Raw genomic sequence first — 16,956 nt, forward strand, 5'->3', positions numbered from 1 at the left:
GCGGTCCCCGCGGTAGCGGCGCGGTGTCGTGCCGGGCGGTTGTCGGCGCTCGCGCTTACGATCACCCGGCACGGACCCGTGCCCCGACCGAGAGGTGTGCCTTGACCGCCATGACCGCAGCGGACGACCCGATCGGACTGCTCGCCCGCGCCCTCGCGCAGACCGCCGGGCTGATCGACGGCACCGGCGTCGAACTGGCCGGCCACCCGACCCCCTGCCGCTCCTGGGACGTCGGCGACCTGGTCAGCCATCTGCTGTACGACCTGCGGCAGTTCACCGTACGGGCGCGGGGCGGACAGCCGGACTGGTCGCAGCCCTTCGAGCGGGTCGAGGAGGACTGGCTGCACGCCTTCGAGGCCGGGGCCGAGGAACTGGTCGACGCCTGGCGCGCGGCCGGGGACCTCGGCGGGACGCTGGAGGTGCCCGGCGTCGGCACCCTGCCGGCCCGCTTCCCGGTGGACCAGCAGATCGCCGAATTCGCCGTCCACGGATGGGACTTGGCCCGCGCCACCGGCCAGTCCACCGATGGCCTGGACCACGAGGTCGCGCTCGCCGCCCTCGCCTGGGCGGAGGGCGCGCTCAAGCCCGAGTACCGCGGCGCCGAGGAGGACCACCACGCCTTCGGACCCGCCGTCGCCGCGCCCGCGGACGCGCCGCCGTACGACCGGCTCGCCGCGTTCTTCGGCCGCGACCCGCAGGCGCCGGTCGTCGCGTAGCCGGTCGCCGGCCGTGGACCGCGGTCGGCCGTGGGCCGTCGTGCCGCCTATCGCGGCACGGCCGCCGGGGATCCGGTCCCGAAGGCCGCGTCGGTCGGCCGGTCGGTGGCCCGGGCCGTGGCGTCGGCGGTGGAGGTGGTGGAGGCGGTGGAGGCGGAATAGGCGGCGGAGGTGGCGCGGAACTCGTCCACGGAGACTCGGTACGTGCTCGCCCTGGGGTAGCTCGCGTGGATCGAGTCGGCGGTGGTCAGGGCCGAGGCGTCGAAGGCGGCGAGGACGAGCACCCGGTGGTGCGGCGAGGCGGTCACGTCCCCGACGAGCTGGAAGCGGTCGTTGCGGCTGTCGGTGACCGTGACCGGGCCGGGGCAGCCGCCGGTGAGCGTGATCGACACGACCAGGGTGTCCCCCGGGGGCATCGGCGCCCGCACCGGGAGGGCGAACTCGGTGCTGGAGAAGGCCTGTTCGTCGAAGGCGGTGTGGGCCACCCAGGAGAGCCCCGAGAGGTCGCCGGCGGACTGCCCGCCCGCCGACGGTGCCGCGGGGTTCGGTGCCGCGCCGTTCGCGCTCGCGCAGCCGGTGGCGTCCGGCGCTGTGGCGGGCGCGCGGCCGGAGACCAGGGCGAGGGTGCCCGACACGCCGAGCACCAGGCCGAGGGCCAGGCTGAACGCGTGGGTCCAGAGCCGGGGGAGGCCCGGGCGGCGCGGCAGGGCGATGCGCCGGGCCGTCGGCGTCTGGGTGACCGGCCCCGGGGGAGCCGGCTGCGGAGGGGGAGCGGGCGGAGGCTGAGCCACCGTCGGTGCGCTGGACGGCTCCCCGCCCCCGGCGGCGGTCGTCCACCGGCGGTGCCACTCCTCCTCGTCCCCGCCGCAGGCCCGGACGAAGGCCCTGGTGGTGGGCCAGGAGGGCAGCCGTGAGCCGGTGGCCGCCTCGAAGAGCGTGGTGTGCGAGATGCAGCCGACGGCCTTCGCCATGGCGCGGAACGAGGGTTGGCCGGCGTCCAGCCGGAGCGTGCGCAGCGCGGCGGCGAAGTCCTCTTCGGCGCGCGGTCGTTCGGCCCGTTCGTCGTGCGCTTCCCGGTCCGCCATGACGCCGACGCTCCCCGTTCTCAGACAGTGTCAGAACCGCCGGTGGCGGCCGTTGTCGCGTACGGAGCATAGTCGCGGGTGGCAGTGGGGGAACGGTGTTCGGCGCCGACGGCGAACGTTGTCAGCTGTTGTCCGTTTCCGTCAGGCCGTATCGAACACGGGCGTCCGTCCGGTCAGCTGTGTCCGCCGTCGGGATCGACGGGACGGCACGGCAAGGGTTCGACCGGACAGGAGGCATCGAGATGGGCAAGGGCATCCTCGGCAGGATCGGGCGGCGCGGGGCGGCCGCCGCGGCCACGGTGGCGCTGGCGGCCGGCGCGGTCGGCCTCTCGGCGGGCGACGCGTCCGCCTGGGCCTGGTACGACATCAGCTACCACCCGAGCGGCCACGGCGTGGGGGTGTACGCGAACCCGAACAGCGGGACCAGGGCCACGGGCATCGTGCTGTGGTCCGTGTCGGGCTCCCACGACGAGATCGGCATCGACTGCTGGACCAGGGGCGAGGACATCAACAACCAGGGCAACGTCTGGTACCGGGTGCAGGGCGTCGCGCCGGGCAACGGCGGCGTCTGGTGGGGCCAGGCCTACGTCTACGGCGCCTACGCCGACAGCTACTGGTACTTCCACAACGTGTGGCAGAACGGCAACACCGGCGAGTGCAGGTGAGCGCCCGGTCGGCGCGCTGAGCGTGGGTGCCCCGCCGCTCCGGGCGGGGCACACCCGGGTCACGGCCGGGTGGCCGTCCGGGCGGCCGCCTGCTTGATCGCCTCGCGGATGCGGGGGTAGGTGCCGCAGCGGCAGACGTTCTGGATCCGGTCGATGTCGGCGTCGGTCGGGTTCGGGGTGTGGCGCAGCAGGGCGACCGCCGTCATGATCTGGCCCGGCTGGCAGAAGCCGCACTGGGCGACGTCGCAGGCGAGCCAGGCCTCCTGGACGGGGTGCAGGGTCTCGCCGTCGGCGAGGCCCTCGATGGTGGTGACGGTGCGGCCCGCGCAGTCCTTGACGGAGCGGGTGCAGGGCTGGAACTCCTCGCCGTCGAGGTGGCTGGTGCAGGCGCGGCAGACGCCCACCCCGCAGCCGTACTTGGGGCCGGTGACGCCGAGCTTGTCGCGCAGCACCCAGAGCAGCGGCATGTCGTCCGGGGCCTCGACGGTGACGGGCTGCCCGTTGAGGACGAAGGTGTGGGTGGGCATGGGGCGTCGGGATCCTCGAAGTCGGTTCGGGTGGAGGAGTGGGAGGGGTCGGAAGCCGGGCGGTCAGAAGTTGATCGGGAAGGAGCGCGGGCTGGTGCCGGTCGCCCGGGCGTAGGCGTTGGCGACCGCGGCGGAGGCGGCCGGGACGCCCAACTCACCGGCGCCGCCCGGTGATCCGCTCGGCGGCATCAGGTGGACCTCGACCGCCGGCGGGGTGTGTCGCTGCCGGGCGAAGTGGAAGTCGCCGTAACTGCCCTCCCGGAAGGCGCCGTTGTCGAGGTGGTTGCCGGCCTGCAGGATCACCGAGATGCCGTCGACCAGCGCGCCGGTCAACTGGGCCTCCAGGCCCTTGGGGTTGACGGCCCGGCCGACGTCGGCGGCGATCACGGCCTTGGTGACCCGGGGGGCGGCCGGGTCGGTGGCGTCCAGTTCGACCAGGTAGGCGGCCATGCTGCCGTGCTCGTCGTGGTAGCCGATGCCCTGGGCCTGGCCGGGGGGCATCGGGCGGCCCCAGTTCCCCTTGGCGGCGACGGTGTCCAGCACGGCCCGGCCGGCGGCGCTGCGCAGCCGGGCGCGGCGGAAGGCGACCTCGTCCTGGCCCATCCGGCGGGCCAGTTCGTCCATCATGATCTCGTCGGCCACCCGGACGGTGCCGGAGTACACCGAGCGCCAGCTGCCGGTGTGCACGTCCAGCGGCAGCTCGGCGAGCAGTTGGGTGGGGACGCCGACGTCGTACGGGTTCTTCTCGGTGAGCAGGAAGAACGCCTGGGCCAGGCTGAGCCCGGCCAGGGAGAGGTTGAACCCGGCGGCGGTGAGCGCCTCGCCCAGGCCGTGTCCGAGGTCGGTCTTGACGGTGGCGGCGCGGTGCTCCCAGGTGAGCACCTGGCCGAGGCCGTAGGTGGCCCGGATCCGGTGGTGGCTGGCGGGGCGCATCCGGCCGTGGCGCATGTCGTCGTTGCGGGTCCACATCAGTGTGACCGGGCGCCCGGCCGCTTGGGAGATCCGGGCGGCCTCCAGGGCGGCGTCGAAGAACAGCCGGCGGCCGAAGGAGCCGCCGCCGCGCACCACGTGGACGGTGACGGCGTTCTGCGGCAGGCCGAGTTCGGCGGCGATGGTCTGCTGGGCGATGATCGGGCTCTGCGCCGCGAACCACAGCTCGGCCCGGTTGGGGCGGACGTCGGCGACGGCGGTGAGCACTTCCATCGGGGCGTGGTTGACGAAGGCGAAGTCGAACTCCCCGTCCAGGTACGGGGTCAGCAGCGGCGGGATGAGGAACGGCAGGTGGGCGGCGCGCAGCCGGCTGCGGACGTCGGCGTCGGACAGCCCGGCGACCGGGCCCGGGTTCCAGGTGGTGCGCAGCGCGTCGCGGGCCTTGAGCGCCTGGTCGAAGGTCTCGGCCAGGACGGCGACGCCGGTGGGGATCTGCACCACGCCGAGCACGCCGGGCATGGCGCGGGCGGCGGAGGCGTCCAGGGACTTGAGGGTGCCGTTGACGGTGGTGGGGCGGGCGACCACGGTGGGCACGGCGCCGGGGATCCGCAGGTCGCCGGCGTACCGGGCGCGGCCGGTGACGATGTCGCGGGCGTCGATCCGGCCGGTCGGGGTGCCCACCAGGCGCTGCCGGTCGACGGGCTTGGGGGTGCCGGGAACGGCGGGCAGGGCCACGGCGGCGGCCTCGGCGGCGAGTTCGCCGTAGCCGGCCCGGCGGCCGTCGGGGGCGAGCACGGCGGAGTCGGCGGTGCGCAGCGAACCCGCCGGAACGTTCCACCGGTTGGCGGCGGCGGTCACCAGCCGGGCCCGGGCGGCGGCGGCCGCGGCGCGCACCGGGTCGTACAGCGAGCGGACGGAGTTGGACCCGCCGGTCAGTTGGTTGAAGAGCAGCTCGGGCCGGCCGTCGGAGAGCGGCACGTCCACGTCGGTGAGCCTGGCGTCGAGCTCCTCGGCGACCAGCATGGCGATCGCGGTGGTCAGGCCCTGGCCGACCTCCAGCCGGGGCAGGTACAGCGCGACCCGTCCGGCGGGGGTGATCTCGATGACCAGCAGGTGAGAAGTCGGCAGTCCGGCGAGGATCATCGCGTCGCCGAGGTCGAGGACGTCCGGGATGCCGGGCAGGCCGAGCAGTTGCGGGGGCGCGTCGGCGGCGCGGGTCTCGGCGGCGCGGACGGCGGCCCGGGCTTCGGCGGCGCGGACGGCGGCCTGCGCGGTGGCGGGCGCGGCGGCGTCGAGGCCGAGGCCTGCGGCGACGGTGAGGGTCGGCGCGGCCAGCAGGTAGGTGAGGAAGCGTCGGCGGCCGGCCGGCCCCGCCGACTCCGCGTCCGGGGGGCGGAGGGCGTCGGTGCGGCCGGCCGGTTCGGCTGCGGATCCGGACGCCCCGCCCGGCTGGTCGGTGGGGTCCGAGGGGGCGAGGGAGGTACTGATGGGAGGCATCCTTCGAGCCGGAACGGCGCCGGATCGGGTGGGCGACGACGGCCCCGGCCCCGGTGCCGGATCGCGAACGCCGTTGAGCATAGGAGTGCGTTACTGGCCGGTCAATACGGCCAAAGTTGGTCCCCGAACCGGCCGATCGGCCCTGTGCACGGTTCGGCTGCCGGGGAGTCGGAACGGGTACGGACGGCGCTTCGGCGGTGCGGGTGAGGCCCGGTCGGGGCGCCCTCGACGGGTCCGCAGGGCCCAACCTGCCGCTGTCGTACGGGGGTTCAGTGCTCGGTCGGCGGTGCGGCGGAGGGTCGAACTGGCCCAAGGAATTCCTTGATCACTGGACCTGTCGGCTGGGCCAGTTCCCGCCTAGGGTGGGTGGCGAACCGTCGACGACGGTGGTGAACTCCGGCCCGCGCGCCGCCCGTCCGTGCGTTTCCGCTGTCGCCCGTCCGTGGGCGGACGGCGGCTCGCAGGACGGACGGTGACGGTCCGTGACCCAGTGGAGGAGAGACGTGCCGACCGACCGAGCCGCCCGGTGGGGCCACCTCCTGCCACCCGCCGGGCCCCAGCGGACCCTGGCCGCAGCCCAGTTGGCGAGCGCGGTGGGCGACGGCGCGTACTACACCTGCTCCGCGCTCTACTTCACCCGGGTCGTCGGAATGTCACCCACCGCCCTCGGCATCGGCCTCGCCGTCGCCTGGGCGCTCGGCTCCGTCGCGGGCGTCCCGCTCGGCCACCTCGCCGACCGGCGCGGCCCGCGCCGCACCGCCGTGGCGCTCGGACTCGCGGCCGCGGCCGTGGTCGCCGCCTTCCTGGTGATCCGCGCCTACCCGCCGTTCCTGCTCGCGGTCTGCCTCTACGCCACCGCGCAGTCCGGGCTCACCGCGGCCCGGCAGGCGCTCGTCGCCGGGCTGGTGCCGCCGGGCGAGCGCACCGGCCTGCTCGCCCACCTGCAGTCGACCCTCAACGGCGGGCTGGCGGTCGGCGCCGCCGTCGGCGGCATCGCGCTGAGCGTCGGCACCCGGGGCGCGTACCTGGCCGCCTTCGTCCTCACCGCGCTCGGCCTGCTGACCGGCGCCCTCGTCCTGCGCCGGCTGCCCGAAGTCGCGCCCGCCGCCGAGGAATCGGGCACCGGGCCGCGGCTGGCCGTGCTGCGCGACCGGCGGTACGCCGCCGTCACCCTGGTCAACGCCGTCCTGCTGCTGCGGATGCCGCTGCTCAGCCTGATCATCCCGCTCTGGATCGCCCAGCGCGCCCCCGGGATCGGCTGGCTCGGCTCGGCGCTGTTCGTGCTCAACACCGTGGCCGTGCTGGCCTTCCAGGTCCGGGCCGCGCGCGACGTCACCGGACTGGACTCGGCGGCGCGGGCGGTGCGCTCGGCCGGGCTGCTGCTGCTCGCCTGCTGCGCGGTCTTCGGACTGTCCGCGCTCGACGTCCCGGTGTGGGCGGTCGGCGCGCTGCTGGTCGCGGCGTCCGTGCTGCAGGTGGTCGGCGAGATGCGGCAGTCGGCGGGCTCCTGGCAGATCGGCTTCGACCTCGCCCCGCCGGACCGGATCGGCCAGTACCAGGGCTTCTTCGGCACCGGCGTCGCCGTCGCCCGCACCCTCGGGCCGCTGCTGCTCACCACCCTGCTGCTGGACGGCGGGCTGGCGGGCTGGCTGGTCCTGGGCGGGGTGTTCCTGGTGGCGGGGTACGCGATGGGGCCGGTCGCCCGGTGGGCGGCCGGGAACCGCGACCGGGTGGCGGCACCGTCCGCGCCGGCGGTGGCGGCGGGCGCCGGGGCGGAGGGGGCGTAGCGGCGCCCGCACGGGCCGGCGGGCGGCCGCGGGGGGACGTCGCGGGCGGCCACCGGGGGATGTCGCGGGCGGCCACCCGGGACCGTCGCGGGCGGTGCCGGAAACCGCTGGCCAGCGCCCACCGCCCGCTGGCATGCTGGCCGCGTGGACAGACCCCAGATCTGGCTCGACTTCGCCCCTGAGCTGCACCTCTTCGTCTCCTCGCCCCGGCGGGCGGGCCGCACCGCGCTGCACACCGACGGCACCTCCACGCTCGGCCACGTCGTCGAGTCCCTGGGCGTCCCGCTCACCGAGGTCGGCACCCTGCGGGTGGACGGCCGACCCGTCCCCGACGCGCACGTGCCGGCCGACGGCGAGCACATCACCGTCGAGGCCGTGACCAGGCCGCAGCCGACGCCCGCGCCGCCGCGCTTCCTGCTGGACGTCCACCTCGGCACCCTCGCCCGACGGCTGCGCCTGCTCGGCGTCGACGCCGCGTACGAGAACCCCGACATCGGCGACGCCGCACTGGCCGCCCGCTCCGCCGCCGAACAGCGCGTCATGCTCTCCCGCGACCGCGGCCTGCTGCGCCGCCGCGAACTGTGGGCCGGCGCCTACGTCTACAGCCACCGCCCCGCCGAGCAACTGCGCGACGTGCTCTCCCGCTTCGCCCCGCCGCTCACCCCCTGGAGCCGCTGCACCACCTGCAACGGCACGCTGCGCACGGTCACCAAGACCTCGGTGCGCGAGCAGCTGCACGACGGCACCGAGCGCTCCTACGACGCCTTCGCCCAGTGCACCGACTGCGGCCAGGCCTACTGGCGCGGCGCCCACCACGCCCGGCTGGAGGCGATCGTGACCGAGGCGGTGCGCGAGTTCGGGGAGGGCCGGGGGCGGCTCGGGGCCGTGTCCGGGTAGCAGCGGGGTCGGGCGCTCTGGCGGCCGACCGGGTGGCCGTGGTCCCATCGGCGGTGGGGGACGGGACCTGGTGCCCGGTGCAACCGGTGTCACTCGGTGCACTCGGTGCAACGCGGTCACACGAGAGAGGCCAGGTCGTCGGATGAGCGATCGATCGGGGCAGCAGCCCTTCCACACCGCGGACCTCGGGCACGCCCCGGTGGTGACCGCCCCCGACGGGGCGGCGGTCCACCCCCTGCTGGTCCTGGAGGGGAGCGGGAGCCTCGCCGTGTTCGCACTCGCCCCCGGGCAGGTCAGCCACGCCGTCTCGCACGCCACCGTGCAGGAGCTGTGGCACGTCACCGCGGGCAGCGGCGAGCTCTGGCGGCGCCAGGGCGCGCGGGAGGAGACCGTACGGCTCGTGCCCGGCACCGCCGCGTCGATCCCGCTCGGCACCGCCTTCCAGTTCCGGGCGGACGAGGACTCCGACGGGCCGCTGCGGATCACCGCCGTCACCATGCCGCCCTGGCCCGGGACGGACGGCGAGGCCCGTCCGGAGGAGGGGCGCTGGAAGGCGTCCGCCGAAGGCTGATGACGGGGGGGTACCCGGCCGCGGAACCCCCCCCGCCGTCACGCCGTCACGCCGTCACGCCGTCACGCCTCGTCGACCTCCAGGCCGTACGCGACGACGGCCTGGCGCAGACCGCCCGGGTAGCCGGCCAGGGCCGGGGTGAACTCCCAGTCCCCGGCGGCGTCGCGGTCGAAGCGGCCGAGCCGCATCGCGGTGTTGGTCTCCGCTCCGTCGGCCAGGTGCATCGCGGCGGCGTCCTGGCCGGCGCCGGCCTCCAGGATCAGCGCGGGTCCGGCGAAGCCGGCCATGGTGGCGTCCGGGTGGTTCTCGGTGTCGGCGGCGGCGATGACGACCAGCCGGTCGACGTCGGCGGGCAGCGCGTCGAAGTCGACCATCAGACAGGCGTTCGCGTCCTCGTATCCGGTCACGAGCCGCACCGAACCGTCCGGCGTGGAGGCGTTGTTGTAGAACACCAGGTGGTCGTCGGAGACGGCGACGTTCCCTCGGCAGACCAGGGCGGCGATGTCGTACTCGTCCTCCCCGGTCCAGTGCAGGAGCAGCCGGGCGGGCTCGGCCGCGACCTCGATCGCGGGCAGCTCGTCCAGGCCGGCCGCCTCGGCGGAGGCGTCCGCCTGGGCGGCCGCGAACACCTCGTGGAAGCCGTGGTGCTTGAGGAGGCCGACCAGCTCGGCACCGTTGATCAGAGTCACCGCCTTACCGGTGACGAACTGGTGCGAGCTCGGGCCGAACTTGCTGGTCGTGACGAGTACGGCCTTGGTGGCGGCCTGGTCGGCCCGCAGCGTTCCGTAGAGGTCCCGCACCGCCGAGGGCGGCACCGTGTCCCGGTAGCGCTTCACCTGCACGATGACGTTCCCGCCGCGGAACGGGTCGGTGTCGATCCCCCGGACGTCCACGCCGCCGTCCCGGGAGCGGGCGGTGAGCTCGACCTTCATGCCCATCGCCGCCATCAGCCGGGCGACGAGCTGCTCGAACTCGACCGGGTCCATCGCCACCAGGATCTGCAGTTCGCGCACCCGCCTGGCCATCCGGCCGCGGTTGGCGTTGGTGTCGTCGCGGAGGTGGCGGAACAGCACGCGCTGGGCGCGGCGTTCGTCGGCGTCGGGCGAATTGAGGCGGTGGAGTTTCCGGCTCCGGGACATGGAGTGCCCCCTCTTGCAGGTGACGGTTGTCGCAGGCGTCACCGTAGGGGAATCGTGGGCGAAGTACTGTCGCCCCGTCAGTTCCGCTGCTCAATCGAGATCTGGGGTGGCCGGGCGCCCGCCCGGTACGGCCTGGGACGGGGTACGGCTCGGGACGGGGGACGGCTCGGGACGGCTCGGCTCGGCTCGGCACGGGGCGGGGCGGCCGGCTCGGGAGCGGTCGGCTCAGTGGGGCGGGTGCAGGGTGAGCTGCCAGGCGTGGGTGGTGTAGTCGCCCATCCGGGTGGGGTGGCGTTCGACGAGGGTCACGTCGAGGCGGTCGGCGGCGGTGCGGTGGAGCGAGCCGGTGAAGCGGTGCTGCTGGTCGGCGGGCAGCGGGTGCAGTTCGGCGAGGACGGTGTCGTCCAGGTCGCGGCCGACGGCGCGCAGGACGCCCGCGTCGAGGATCAGCAGGGTGCCGTCGGACAGCACCACCGGCGCGGGGGCCTGCGGGTCGGTGAGCAGCGGGCCGCGTTCGATCCGGCCGCCGGACAGCAGCCGCACCACCCGGCTCTCGGTCGGGTCGCGGCGGTCCGTCTCGACCACGCGGATGCCGCTGCCGACCACGTAGTGGCCGTAGCTGCGCCAGGAGTCGACCAGGGTGCCGTCGCGGTCGTACGCCCAGGTGTCGAAGGTGTCGTAGCCCTCCAGACCGAGGACGAAGCGCCCGCCGCCGAGGGCGGCTCCGCGCCGTCCGCGCAGTTCGGCGATCAGGGAGCCGTCGTCGAGGTCCAGCAGGAGGGCCGGGCCGAGGTGGCCCCAGGCGGTGTACTCGAAGGAGTCGGTGGTGACCAGGACCCGGCCGGAGGAGAGGTGCGCGGCGTTCGGGCGGGCCGGGCAGGGCTGCCGCCAGCGGATCCGGCCGCCGGCGTCCACACAGCTCAGCTCGCCGTCCCGGGCGTGCACCTCCAGCCCGTCCCGCCGGGCCAGCGGCCCCTCCGGACGGCCCTGCGGCCGTCCGCCGTTCCTGCGTTCGCGGTCCATGACAGTGACCCGCCAGCTTCCCATGGCCCGGATGATAAAGGACTCCGCTGAACGGCGGAGTCGGTTTCGGAGGGCGTCCGAACGGCCGACAATTCCTCCGGGAGTCCGGGGGCGCCCAGGAGCCGAGGAGGAGACCGCGGTGGAGTTCGAGGTGATGATCGAGATCCCGCAGGGGTCGCGGAACAAGTACGTGATGGACTTCGTGGCGGGCCGGATCCGCCTCGACCGCACCCTGTTCACGGCCACCCGCTACCCCACGGACTACGGCTACGTGGAGGGCACCCTCGGCGGGGACGGCGAGCCGCTGGACGCGCTGGTCCTCGGCGGTGAACCGGCCGTCCCCGGTTGTGTGCTGACCTGCCGTGCGGTGGGCATGTGGGTGATGCGCGACGAGCGCGGCCCCGACCAGAAGGTGCTCTGCGTCCCGGCCCGGGACCCGCGCTACGCGGTCCTGCAGGACATCGGCGACCTGCCCGAGTTCGACCTGCTGGAGATCACCCACTTCTTCCGGGTCTACAAGGACCTGGAGCGCGGGAAGTCGGTGGAGGGCTCGCACTGGGCCGACCGCGAGGCCGCCCACGTCGAGATCGCCGCCTCCCGCGCCCGGGCGGTGGGGACGCGCTTCGCCGCCCCCGCGTAGCGGAGCGGGGTGGGGGCGCGCCGCCGGCCGACCCGCCCCCTGGCCGAGCGGGGTCAGAGCCGGGCGCTGCTCAGGACGGCGCGGACCTGGTCGGCGATGGCGGCCTCGTTCCGCTCGAACTCCGGCGCGGTGAGCAGGCCCTGGTCGGTGGGCAGGCCGGTGAGCACCGGGGTGTGCAGGTGGCCGCCGGGCAGGCCCGGGGCGAGGTCGAGGCGCAGGCGGTTGGAGCGGTACGCGACCTCGTTGGAGAGGTAGCCGCCGCCCCCGCCGGCGACCGCGCGGGAGCCGGGGGTCGGGCCGTCGGGGCGGACCACCGGGTCGGTGGCGCCCGCCGGGATCTCGGTGACGGGCGTGTTGAGCAGCACCGGGTAGGGCTGCTGGACGGCCGTCATGGCGTCGGTGGGCAGGCTGGTGCGGATGAACTGGGGGCCGTCGGCCAGGCCGGGGGCGTCGACCGGGTGCTCGGTGGTCCCGCCGGAGAGCGCCTCGACGTTGTCGGGGTACGGGTCGGCGGAGCGGGCGCGTCCCGCCCAGGCCTCCAGGGTGAAGATGCCGGGGTAGCCCTGGCTGATGCTGGTGATCAGGTCGGCGGCCTGCGGGCCCGGCCGCAGGTGCGGGCCGAAGGCGCGCTCCACGATCCCCCGGTCGAAGTCGCCGTACCGGACCGGCAGGACGACGGCCCGGACTTCGGCGGTGCTGCCGTCGGCGAGGGTGATCCGCTGCCCGTCCAGCTGCAGGACGGCCGCGCCGGAGGGGTTGGCACGGCGCGGTTCGCCGTCCAGGCCGAACGGGTCGAAGCCGCTGACGAAGATCCGCCGGAGGCCCGGCGCCGTGCTGAAGCCGTCGCCCAGACCGCGGGAGGCGTCCTCGAAGCGGGCCCGCAGCCCGGCGTGGTCGACGGCGAACCGAGGCTGCCAGCGGTCCAGTTGGACGGTCATGGCGAGCCTGGTCCAGTACAGCGGGCGGTCGTCGAGGGCGGGCAGTTCGCCGCCGGGCCGCCGGCCCTGGGCGCGGTCCACGCCGGCCCGCCAGAGCGCCCGGCCCCAGGCGTCCACCACCCGCTCGGCGCGGTGGGCGGTGCGGGCGGAGCACAGCGCGGCGGGGAAGCCGTGCAGCAGGTCGCGCAGGCCGGAGCGCTCGGTGAAGGCCGCGGTGCGGTCGTCCTGCAGCCGGGCCTGCTCGGCGTCGAGCGCCACCGCCGGGCTCGGTCCGGCGTCGGGCGCCGCCGTGCTGGCGGCGGGGCAGCCGCTCGGGGCGGCCTGGGCGGCGGTCGGGGCCAGCAGCGCGGCGAGTGTTCCGGTGAGGGCGGCGGCCAGTCCGGCGGTACGGCGCAGTAATGTCATGTCACCTGACAATAGGTCCGGGGCTGACGCCCCGCCAGAGTGCCGTCGGCCCGCTGCCGAACCGCCCCGTAGGCTGGCCGGGTGACAGCGCCCGACCCCACCCTGAAAGCCCTGATCGCCGACCCGTACGGCGGCTACACCCGGCTGCGCGCCGCCGCGCCCGTCCACCGGGTCGTCGGCCCGGACGGCCTGCCGTTCTGGCTGGTGACCCGCTACCCGGACGTGCGCCAGGCCCTCGCCGACCCGCGGCTCGCCCTCGACAAGGCGCACGCCGCGCCCGGCAACTACCGCGGTTTCGCCCTGCCGCCCGCGCTGGACGCCAACCTGCTCAACATGGACCCGCCGGACCACACCCGGATCCGCCGTCTGGTCTCCCGGGCCTTCACCCCGCGCCGGATCGCCGCCCTGCGCGCCCCGATCGAGAAGCTCGCCGAGCAACTCCTCGACGCCATGGCCCCTTCGGGCCGCGCCGACCTGCTCGCCGCGTACGCCGGACCGCTGCCGATCACCGTCATCTGCGACCTGCTCGGCGTCCCCGAGGACGACCGGCACGACTTCCGCGCCTGGACCGACAGCCTCATCACCCCCGACCCCGAGCGGCCGGAAGCCACCCGGGCCGCCGTGAAGGCGATGCTCGGCTTCTTCGGCGGCCTGATCGAGCGCAAGCGCGCCGAACCCGGCGACGACCTGCTCTCGGACCTGATCGCCGCCCGGGACGACCAGGAGGGCGAGGGCGGCGACCGGCTCAGCGAGGACGAGCTGACCTCGCTGGCCTTCCTCATCCTCTTCGCCGGCTACGAGAACACCGTCCACCTCATCGCCAACGCCGTCCTCGCCCTGCTCACCCACCCCGAGCAGCTGGCCGCGCTGCGCGCCGAACCGGAGCTGATCGAGGACGCCGTCGAGGAGTTCGCCCGCTTCGACGGACCCGCCCCGCTGGCCATCCGCCGCTTCCCGCGCGAGGACGTCACCATCGGCGGCGTCACCGTCCCGGCCGGGGAGACCGTGCTGCTCGCCCTCGGTTCCGCCAACCGCGACCCCGAGCAGTTCACCGACCCCGACCGGCTCGACCTGCGCCGCCGCGAGAGCGGCCACCTCGCCCTCGGCCACGGCATCCACTACTGCCTCGGCGCGCCGCTGGCCCGGATGGAGACCGCCGTCGCGCTGACCGCCCTGCTGCGCCGCTTCCCCGCCCTGGCCCTCGACGTGCCCGTCGAGCGGCTGCGCCACCGCCCCACCCTGCGGGCCCGCGGCCTGCTGGAACTGCCCGTCCGGTTCTGACTCCGGGCCGGTCGGGCAGTGGTGCGCGAGCGGTCCCGCCCTGACGCGATCTTCACGGCCGGGGCGGGAACCGGCGCGAGCTCTACAGCGTTGTCGTGGTCGAACAGCGGTACTCGTACGGTCGTGGAGGAAGTCCCATGAGTGTGGCCCTGACGAAGGGCGGCAACGTCTCCCTGGGCAAGCAGGCCCCCGGGCTGGGGGTGATCCGGGTCGGTCTCGGCTGGACGGCCGCGGCCGGGTACGACCTGGACGCCAGCGCACTGCTGTGCGGGGCGGACGGCAAGGTCGGCTCGGACCAGAACTTCGTCTTCTTCAACAACCTGCGGAGCCCGGACGGCTCGGTCCGCCACCAGGGCGGCTCCGGCGGCGGTGCCGACCGCGAGCAGATCGAGGTCCGGCTCGCGGAGGTCTCCGCCGACGTGGAGAAGATCGTCTTCGCGGTGGCGATCTACGACGCGGCGCAGCGGCGCCAGACCTTCGGGCAGGTCCGCGGCGCGTACGTCCGGATCACCGACCCGGACGGCGGGGCCGAGGTGGCCCGCTACGACGTCGCGCCCGAGGCCGGCAGCGAGACGGCGATGGTGTTCGGCGAGCTCTACCGGCACGGCGCCGACTGGAAGTTCCGGGCCGTCGGGCAGGGGTACGCGGCGGGGCTCGCGGGCATCGCGGCGGACTTCGGCGTGGACGTCCTGCAACCCGCTCCGGCCGCCCCGCCGGCGTCGGCTCCGGCTCCGGCCGCCGTGAAGCCCGCCCTGTCGTCGACGCCGCCCGCGCCGCCCGTGGCGGCCGCACCCGTGGTGCCCGCCACCGCGCCCGCCGTACCGCAGATCCAGCCAGCAGCAGGGAGTAACCCCGTGACGTGTTTCTTCGACCCCTCGCACGGCGCCGGCACGACGGCGGTGCTGTGGTCGCCGCAGTGGGGCGTGCCGCGCCAGATCGAGACCTGCGCGGCCTGCGCGCAGCGGGTGCAGACCACCGTCCCGCCCTTCTACACCCCGCAGCAGGGCTACCCGCAGCCGGTCCAGCAGGGCTACCCGCAGGGGCCCGGTCAGCAGGCCCAGGGCGGCGGCCGGCGCTTCGGCACCGGCGCCCTGATCGGCGCGGGCGCGGCGGGCCTGGTCGGCGGCGCACTGCTCAACGAGGCGTTCGACGACGACGGGCCCGAGGTGGTCGTCAACAACTACTACGAGGACGACGGCATCTTCTAGACCGTCGAGCCGTCAGGGCGCTGCTGCGGAGGGGCCGTCGGGGCAACCCCGGCGGCCCTCGCCGTCGGTGCGGTGCGTTTGAATGGCGTCAGCACACCGCTCTGACCGGGGGAGATGTACCGATGACCACGCCCACGCCCGTGTCCACGACCGAGGCCGAAGCCGAACTGCTCGCCGCCGCCCGCACGCCCACGGCGGCCTGGCTGGAGTCCTGCTTCGGCCCCGGCACGCTGTGGCGGCCCGAATCGCTGCCCGAGCAGCTGACGTCGCGCGAGACCCGGGCGTTCCTGAGCGAGGTCGGCGTACCGGCCGTCGGGCTCGACTTCATCGGTTACGACGCCACGGACCTGCCCGAGCGCGGGATGTGGGAGGCGGACCTGGACGACCTGTTCGGCGAGCGCAGGCCCGACGACGAGACCCCGCCGAGCAACTGGGGATACTGCGTCGGAACGTTCGACCAGTGGCACCTGATGGTGTCCGCCGACACCGGCAGCGTCCGGATCTACAACGCGGACGGCTGGGACCACGGCCGTGGTTACGGCGGCTGGGCGGCCGACTCGCTGCCCGAGCTGATCGGCGTGCTGGCCCTGCTCACCCGCTTCGAGGACCGGATCTGCGGGGGCGACGCGACGGCCGCGCTGGACGAGTTCGAGGCGCTGGTGGACCGGTTGGGTCAGGGCTCCGACCAGACGGACCTCTGGTGCAGTCTGGTGGAGAACCTGCGGGACGAGTACGAGGAGCCGGACGAGGACTGACCCCTGGTCCGTCCAGCCACCCGTCCCCCATCCGTTCAGTCGTTCAGTCGTCGTCGACGGCCGCACAACGCGCTTGCGTGGTGCGGCCGTTCGCGTTCCCGGCGGCTGCCGTCCCGCCCGGCCGTCCTCCTCAGCCGTCCGTGCGCCGGAACGCACCGGCGCGGGCGGCGGCCTCGGCGGCGGCCGCGGCGCGGTCGGCGGCGTCCTCGTCCAGCGGCTCGGCGGTGGTCAGCATCCGGTAGTACAGCGGCGCCGAGACGGCCCGGACGACCTCCGGGGCGTCCGTGTCCGCCGGGAGTTCGCCGCGCTCCACCGCCTCGGTGACGCACGGCGCCCACTCCTCGACCCGGCGCCGGTAGAAGTGCCGCAGCGCCTCCGCCGCGTCCGCGTCGCAGTTCGCCGCGACGATGACCGCGCGGAACAGCGCGCCCTGCCGGGGGTCGGCCAGGGTGCGCTGAACGAGTCGGGCGTTGGCCCGCAGGTCCTCGGCCAGCGAACCGCTGCGGGTGCGGGGCAGGGACTGCTCCGCCATGTCCGCGAGCAGGTCGGCGACCAGGGCGCTGGTGCTGCCCCAGCGGCGGTAGACGGTGGTGCGGCCCACCTCGGCGCGCTGGGCGATGTCGCCGAGGTCGAGCCCGCTGAAGCCGTGCTCGACCAGGGCGTCCTCGGCGGCCCGCAGGACGGCGGCGCGGACCCGGGCGGTCCGGCCGCCGGGGCGGACGGTGCCGGGCGTGGACGCCTCGGCGGGATCGGCGGGATCAGCGGGGTCGGCGGACCGGACGGCCATTAACGGGATTCCTGTTCCATTAGGCGGGAGGAGTCTGCTAGCTTCGAGGCATCCTAACGGAACGGGAGTCCCATTAGGGGCTTCGAGGGGAGAACAGCACATGGG

General features: G+C 75.0%; 15 protein-coding genes and 1 pseudogene. 9 read left to right on the forward strand and 7 right to left on the reverse strand.

Annotated features, from left to right (window positions below; all coding sequences use genetic code 11):
- The first annotated feature begins 110 nt into the window (after positions 1-110).
- On the forward strand, positions 111-716 hold the full coding sequence (locus ACIRD3_RS34555) for a TIGR03086 family metal-binding protein (protein WP_402224510.1): 606 nt from the start codon (positions 111-113) through the stop codon (positions 714-716).
- Positions 717-763: 47 nt separating this feature from the next.
- On the opposite strand, the gene ACIRD3_RS34560 is transcribed toward ACIRD3_RS34555, so the two are convergent.
- Positions 764-1,801, reverse strand: a complete 1,038-nt coding sequence (locus ACIRD3_RS34560) for a helix-turn-helix domain-containing protein (protein WP_402224513.1) — start codon at positions 1,799-1,801, stop codon at positions 764-766.
- Between the two features lie 242 nt (positions 1,802-2,043).
- On the opposite strand from ACIRD3_RS34560, the gene ACIRD3_RS34565 reads away from it, so the two are divergent.
- On the forward strand, positions 2,044-2,466 hold the full coding sequence (locus tag ACIRD3_RS34565; protein WP_402224515.1) for a hypothetical protein: 423 nt from the start codon (positions 2,044-2,046) through the stop codon (positions 2,464-2,466).
- Positions 2,467-2,525: 59 nt separating this feature from the next.
- On the opposite strand, the gene ACIRD3_RS34570 is transcribed toward ACIRD3_RS34565, so the two are convergent.
- Positions 2,526-2,993: a (2Fe-2S)-binding protein gene (locus ACIRD3_RS34570; RefSeq protein WP_402224518.1), complete on the reverse strand. Its 468-nt coding sequence runs from the start codon at positions 2,991-2,993 to the stop codon at positions 2,526-2,528.
- Positions 2,994-3,056: 63 nt separating this feature from the next.
- Positions 3,057-5,420, reverse strand: a complete 2,364-nt coding sequence (locus ACIRD3_RS34575) for a molybdopterin cofactor-binding domain-containing protein (protein WP_402224520.1) — start codon at positions 5,418-5,420, stop codon at positions 3,057-3,059.
- Between the two features lie 503 nt (positions 5,421-5,923).
- Here ACIRD3_RS34575 and ACIRD3_RS34580 point away from each other — a divergent pair.
- From ACIRD3_RS34580 to ACIRD3_RS34590, 3 genes are all read left to right on the forward strand, one after another.
- Entirely contained in the window at positions 5,924-7,207 is a 1,284-nt protein-coding gene (locus ACIRD3_RS34580; RefSeq protein WP_402224522.1) for an MFS transporter, read from the forward strand.
- A gap of 144 nt (positions 7,208-7,351) precedes the next feature.
- Positions 7,352-8,104 (forward strand): Mut7-C RNAse domain-containing protein, encoded by a 753-nt coding sequence (locus ACIRD3_RS34585; RefSeq protein WP_402224525.1) that lies wholly within the window; start codon positions 7,352-7,354, stop codon positions 8,102-8,104.
- 142 nt (positions 8,105-8,246) lie between these two features.
- Positions 8,247-8,675: a cupin domain-containing protein gene (locus tag ACIRD3_RS34590; RefSeq protein ID WP_402224527.1), complete on the forward strand. Its 429-nt coding sequence runs from the start codon at positions 8,247-8,249 to the stop codon at positions 8,673-8,675.
- Between the two features lie 62 nt (positions 8,676-8,737).
- Here the strand turns inward: ACIRD3_RS34590 and ACIRD3_RS34595 are convergent, their stop codons facing one another.
- Together ACIRD3_RS34595 and ACIRD3_RS34600 are read right to left on the reverse strand one after the other, a co-directional pair.
- Positions 8,738-9,814, reverse strand: a complete 1,077-nt coding sequence (locus ACIRD3_RS34595; RefSeq protein ID WP_402224529.1) for a restriction endonuclease — start codon at positions 9,812-9,814, stop codon at positions 8,738-8,740.
- A 225-nt stretch (positions 9,815-10,039) separates the two neighbouring features.
- A complete protein-coding gene (locus ACIRD3_RS34600) occupies positions 10,040-10,861 on the reverse strand; it encodes a hypothetical protein (RefSeq protein WP_402224532.1) in 822 nt (273 codons plus the stop codon).
- 115 nt (positions 10,862-10,976) lie between these two features.
- Between ACIRD3_RS34600 and ACIRD3_RS34605 the strand changes: the two genes are divergently transcribed.
- Positions 10,977-11,477 (forward strand): inorganic diphosphatase, encoded by a 501-nt coding sequence (locus ACIRD3_RS34605; protein WP_402224535.1) that lies wholly within the window; start codon positions 10,977-10,979, stop codon positions 11,475-11,477.
- Between the two features lie 53 nt (positions 11,478-11,530).
- Here ACIRD3_RS34605 and ACIRD3_RS34610 read toward each other — a convergent pair whose 3' ends face one another.
- Positions 11,531-12,820: a pyroglutamyl peptidase gene (locus tag ACIRD3_RS34610; RefSeq protein ID WP_402224538.1), complete on the reverse strand. Its 1,290-nt coding sequence runs from the start codon at positions 12,818-12,820 to the stop codon at positions 11,531-11,533.
- Positions 12,821-12,901: 81 nt separating this feature from the next.
- Between ACIRD3_RS34610 and ACIRD3_RS34615 the strand changes: the two genes are divergently transcribed.
- The 3 genes and pseudogenes from ACIRD3_RS34615 (at position 12,902) to ACIRD3_RS34625 (ending at position 16,064) form a co-directional block, all read left to right on the forward strand.
- A complete protein-coding gene (locus tag ACIRD3_RS34615) occupies positions 12,902-14,101 on the forward strand; it encodes a cytochrome P450 (protein WP_402224540.1) in 1,200 nt (399 codons plus the stop codon).
- A gap of 137 nt (positions 14,102-14,238) precedes the next feature.
- Positions 14,239-14,790, forward strand: a pseudogene (locus ACIRD3_RS34620) (TerD family protein); the annotation flags it as partial.
- A gap of 641 nt (positions 14,791-15,431) precedes the next feature.
- Positions 15,432-16,064: an SUKH-4 family immunity protein gene (locus ACIRD3_RS34625; protein ID WP_402224542.1), complete on the forward strand. Its 633-nt coding sequence runs from the start codon at positions 15,432-15,434 to the stop codon at positions 16,062-16,064.
- A 130-nt stretch (positions 16,065-16,194) separates the two neighbouring features.
- Here ACIRD3_RS34625 and ACIRD3_RS34630 read toward each other — a convergent pair whose 3' ends face one another.
- Complete coding sequence (locus ACIRD3_RS34630) at positions 16,195-16,851, reverse strand: TetR/AcrR family transcriptional regulator (protein ID WP_402224544.1); 657 nt, start codon at positions 16,849-16,851, stop codon at positions 16,195-16,197.
- Positions 16,852-16,956: the final 105 nt, after the last annotated feature.

The organism is Kitasatospora sp. NPDC093550, assembly GCF_044764985.1.
GTDB lineage: Bacteria > Actinomycetota > Actinomycetes > Streptomycetales > Streptomycetaceae > Kitasatospora.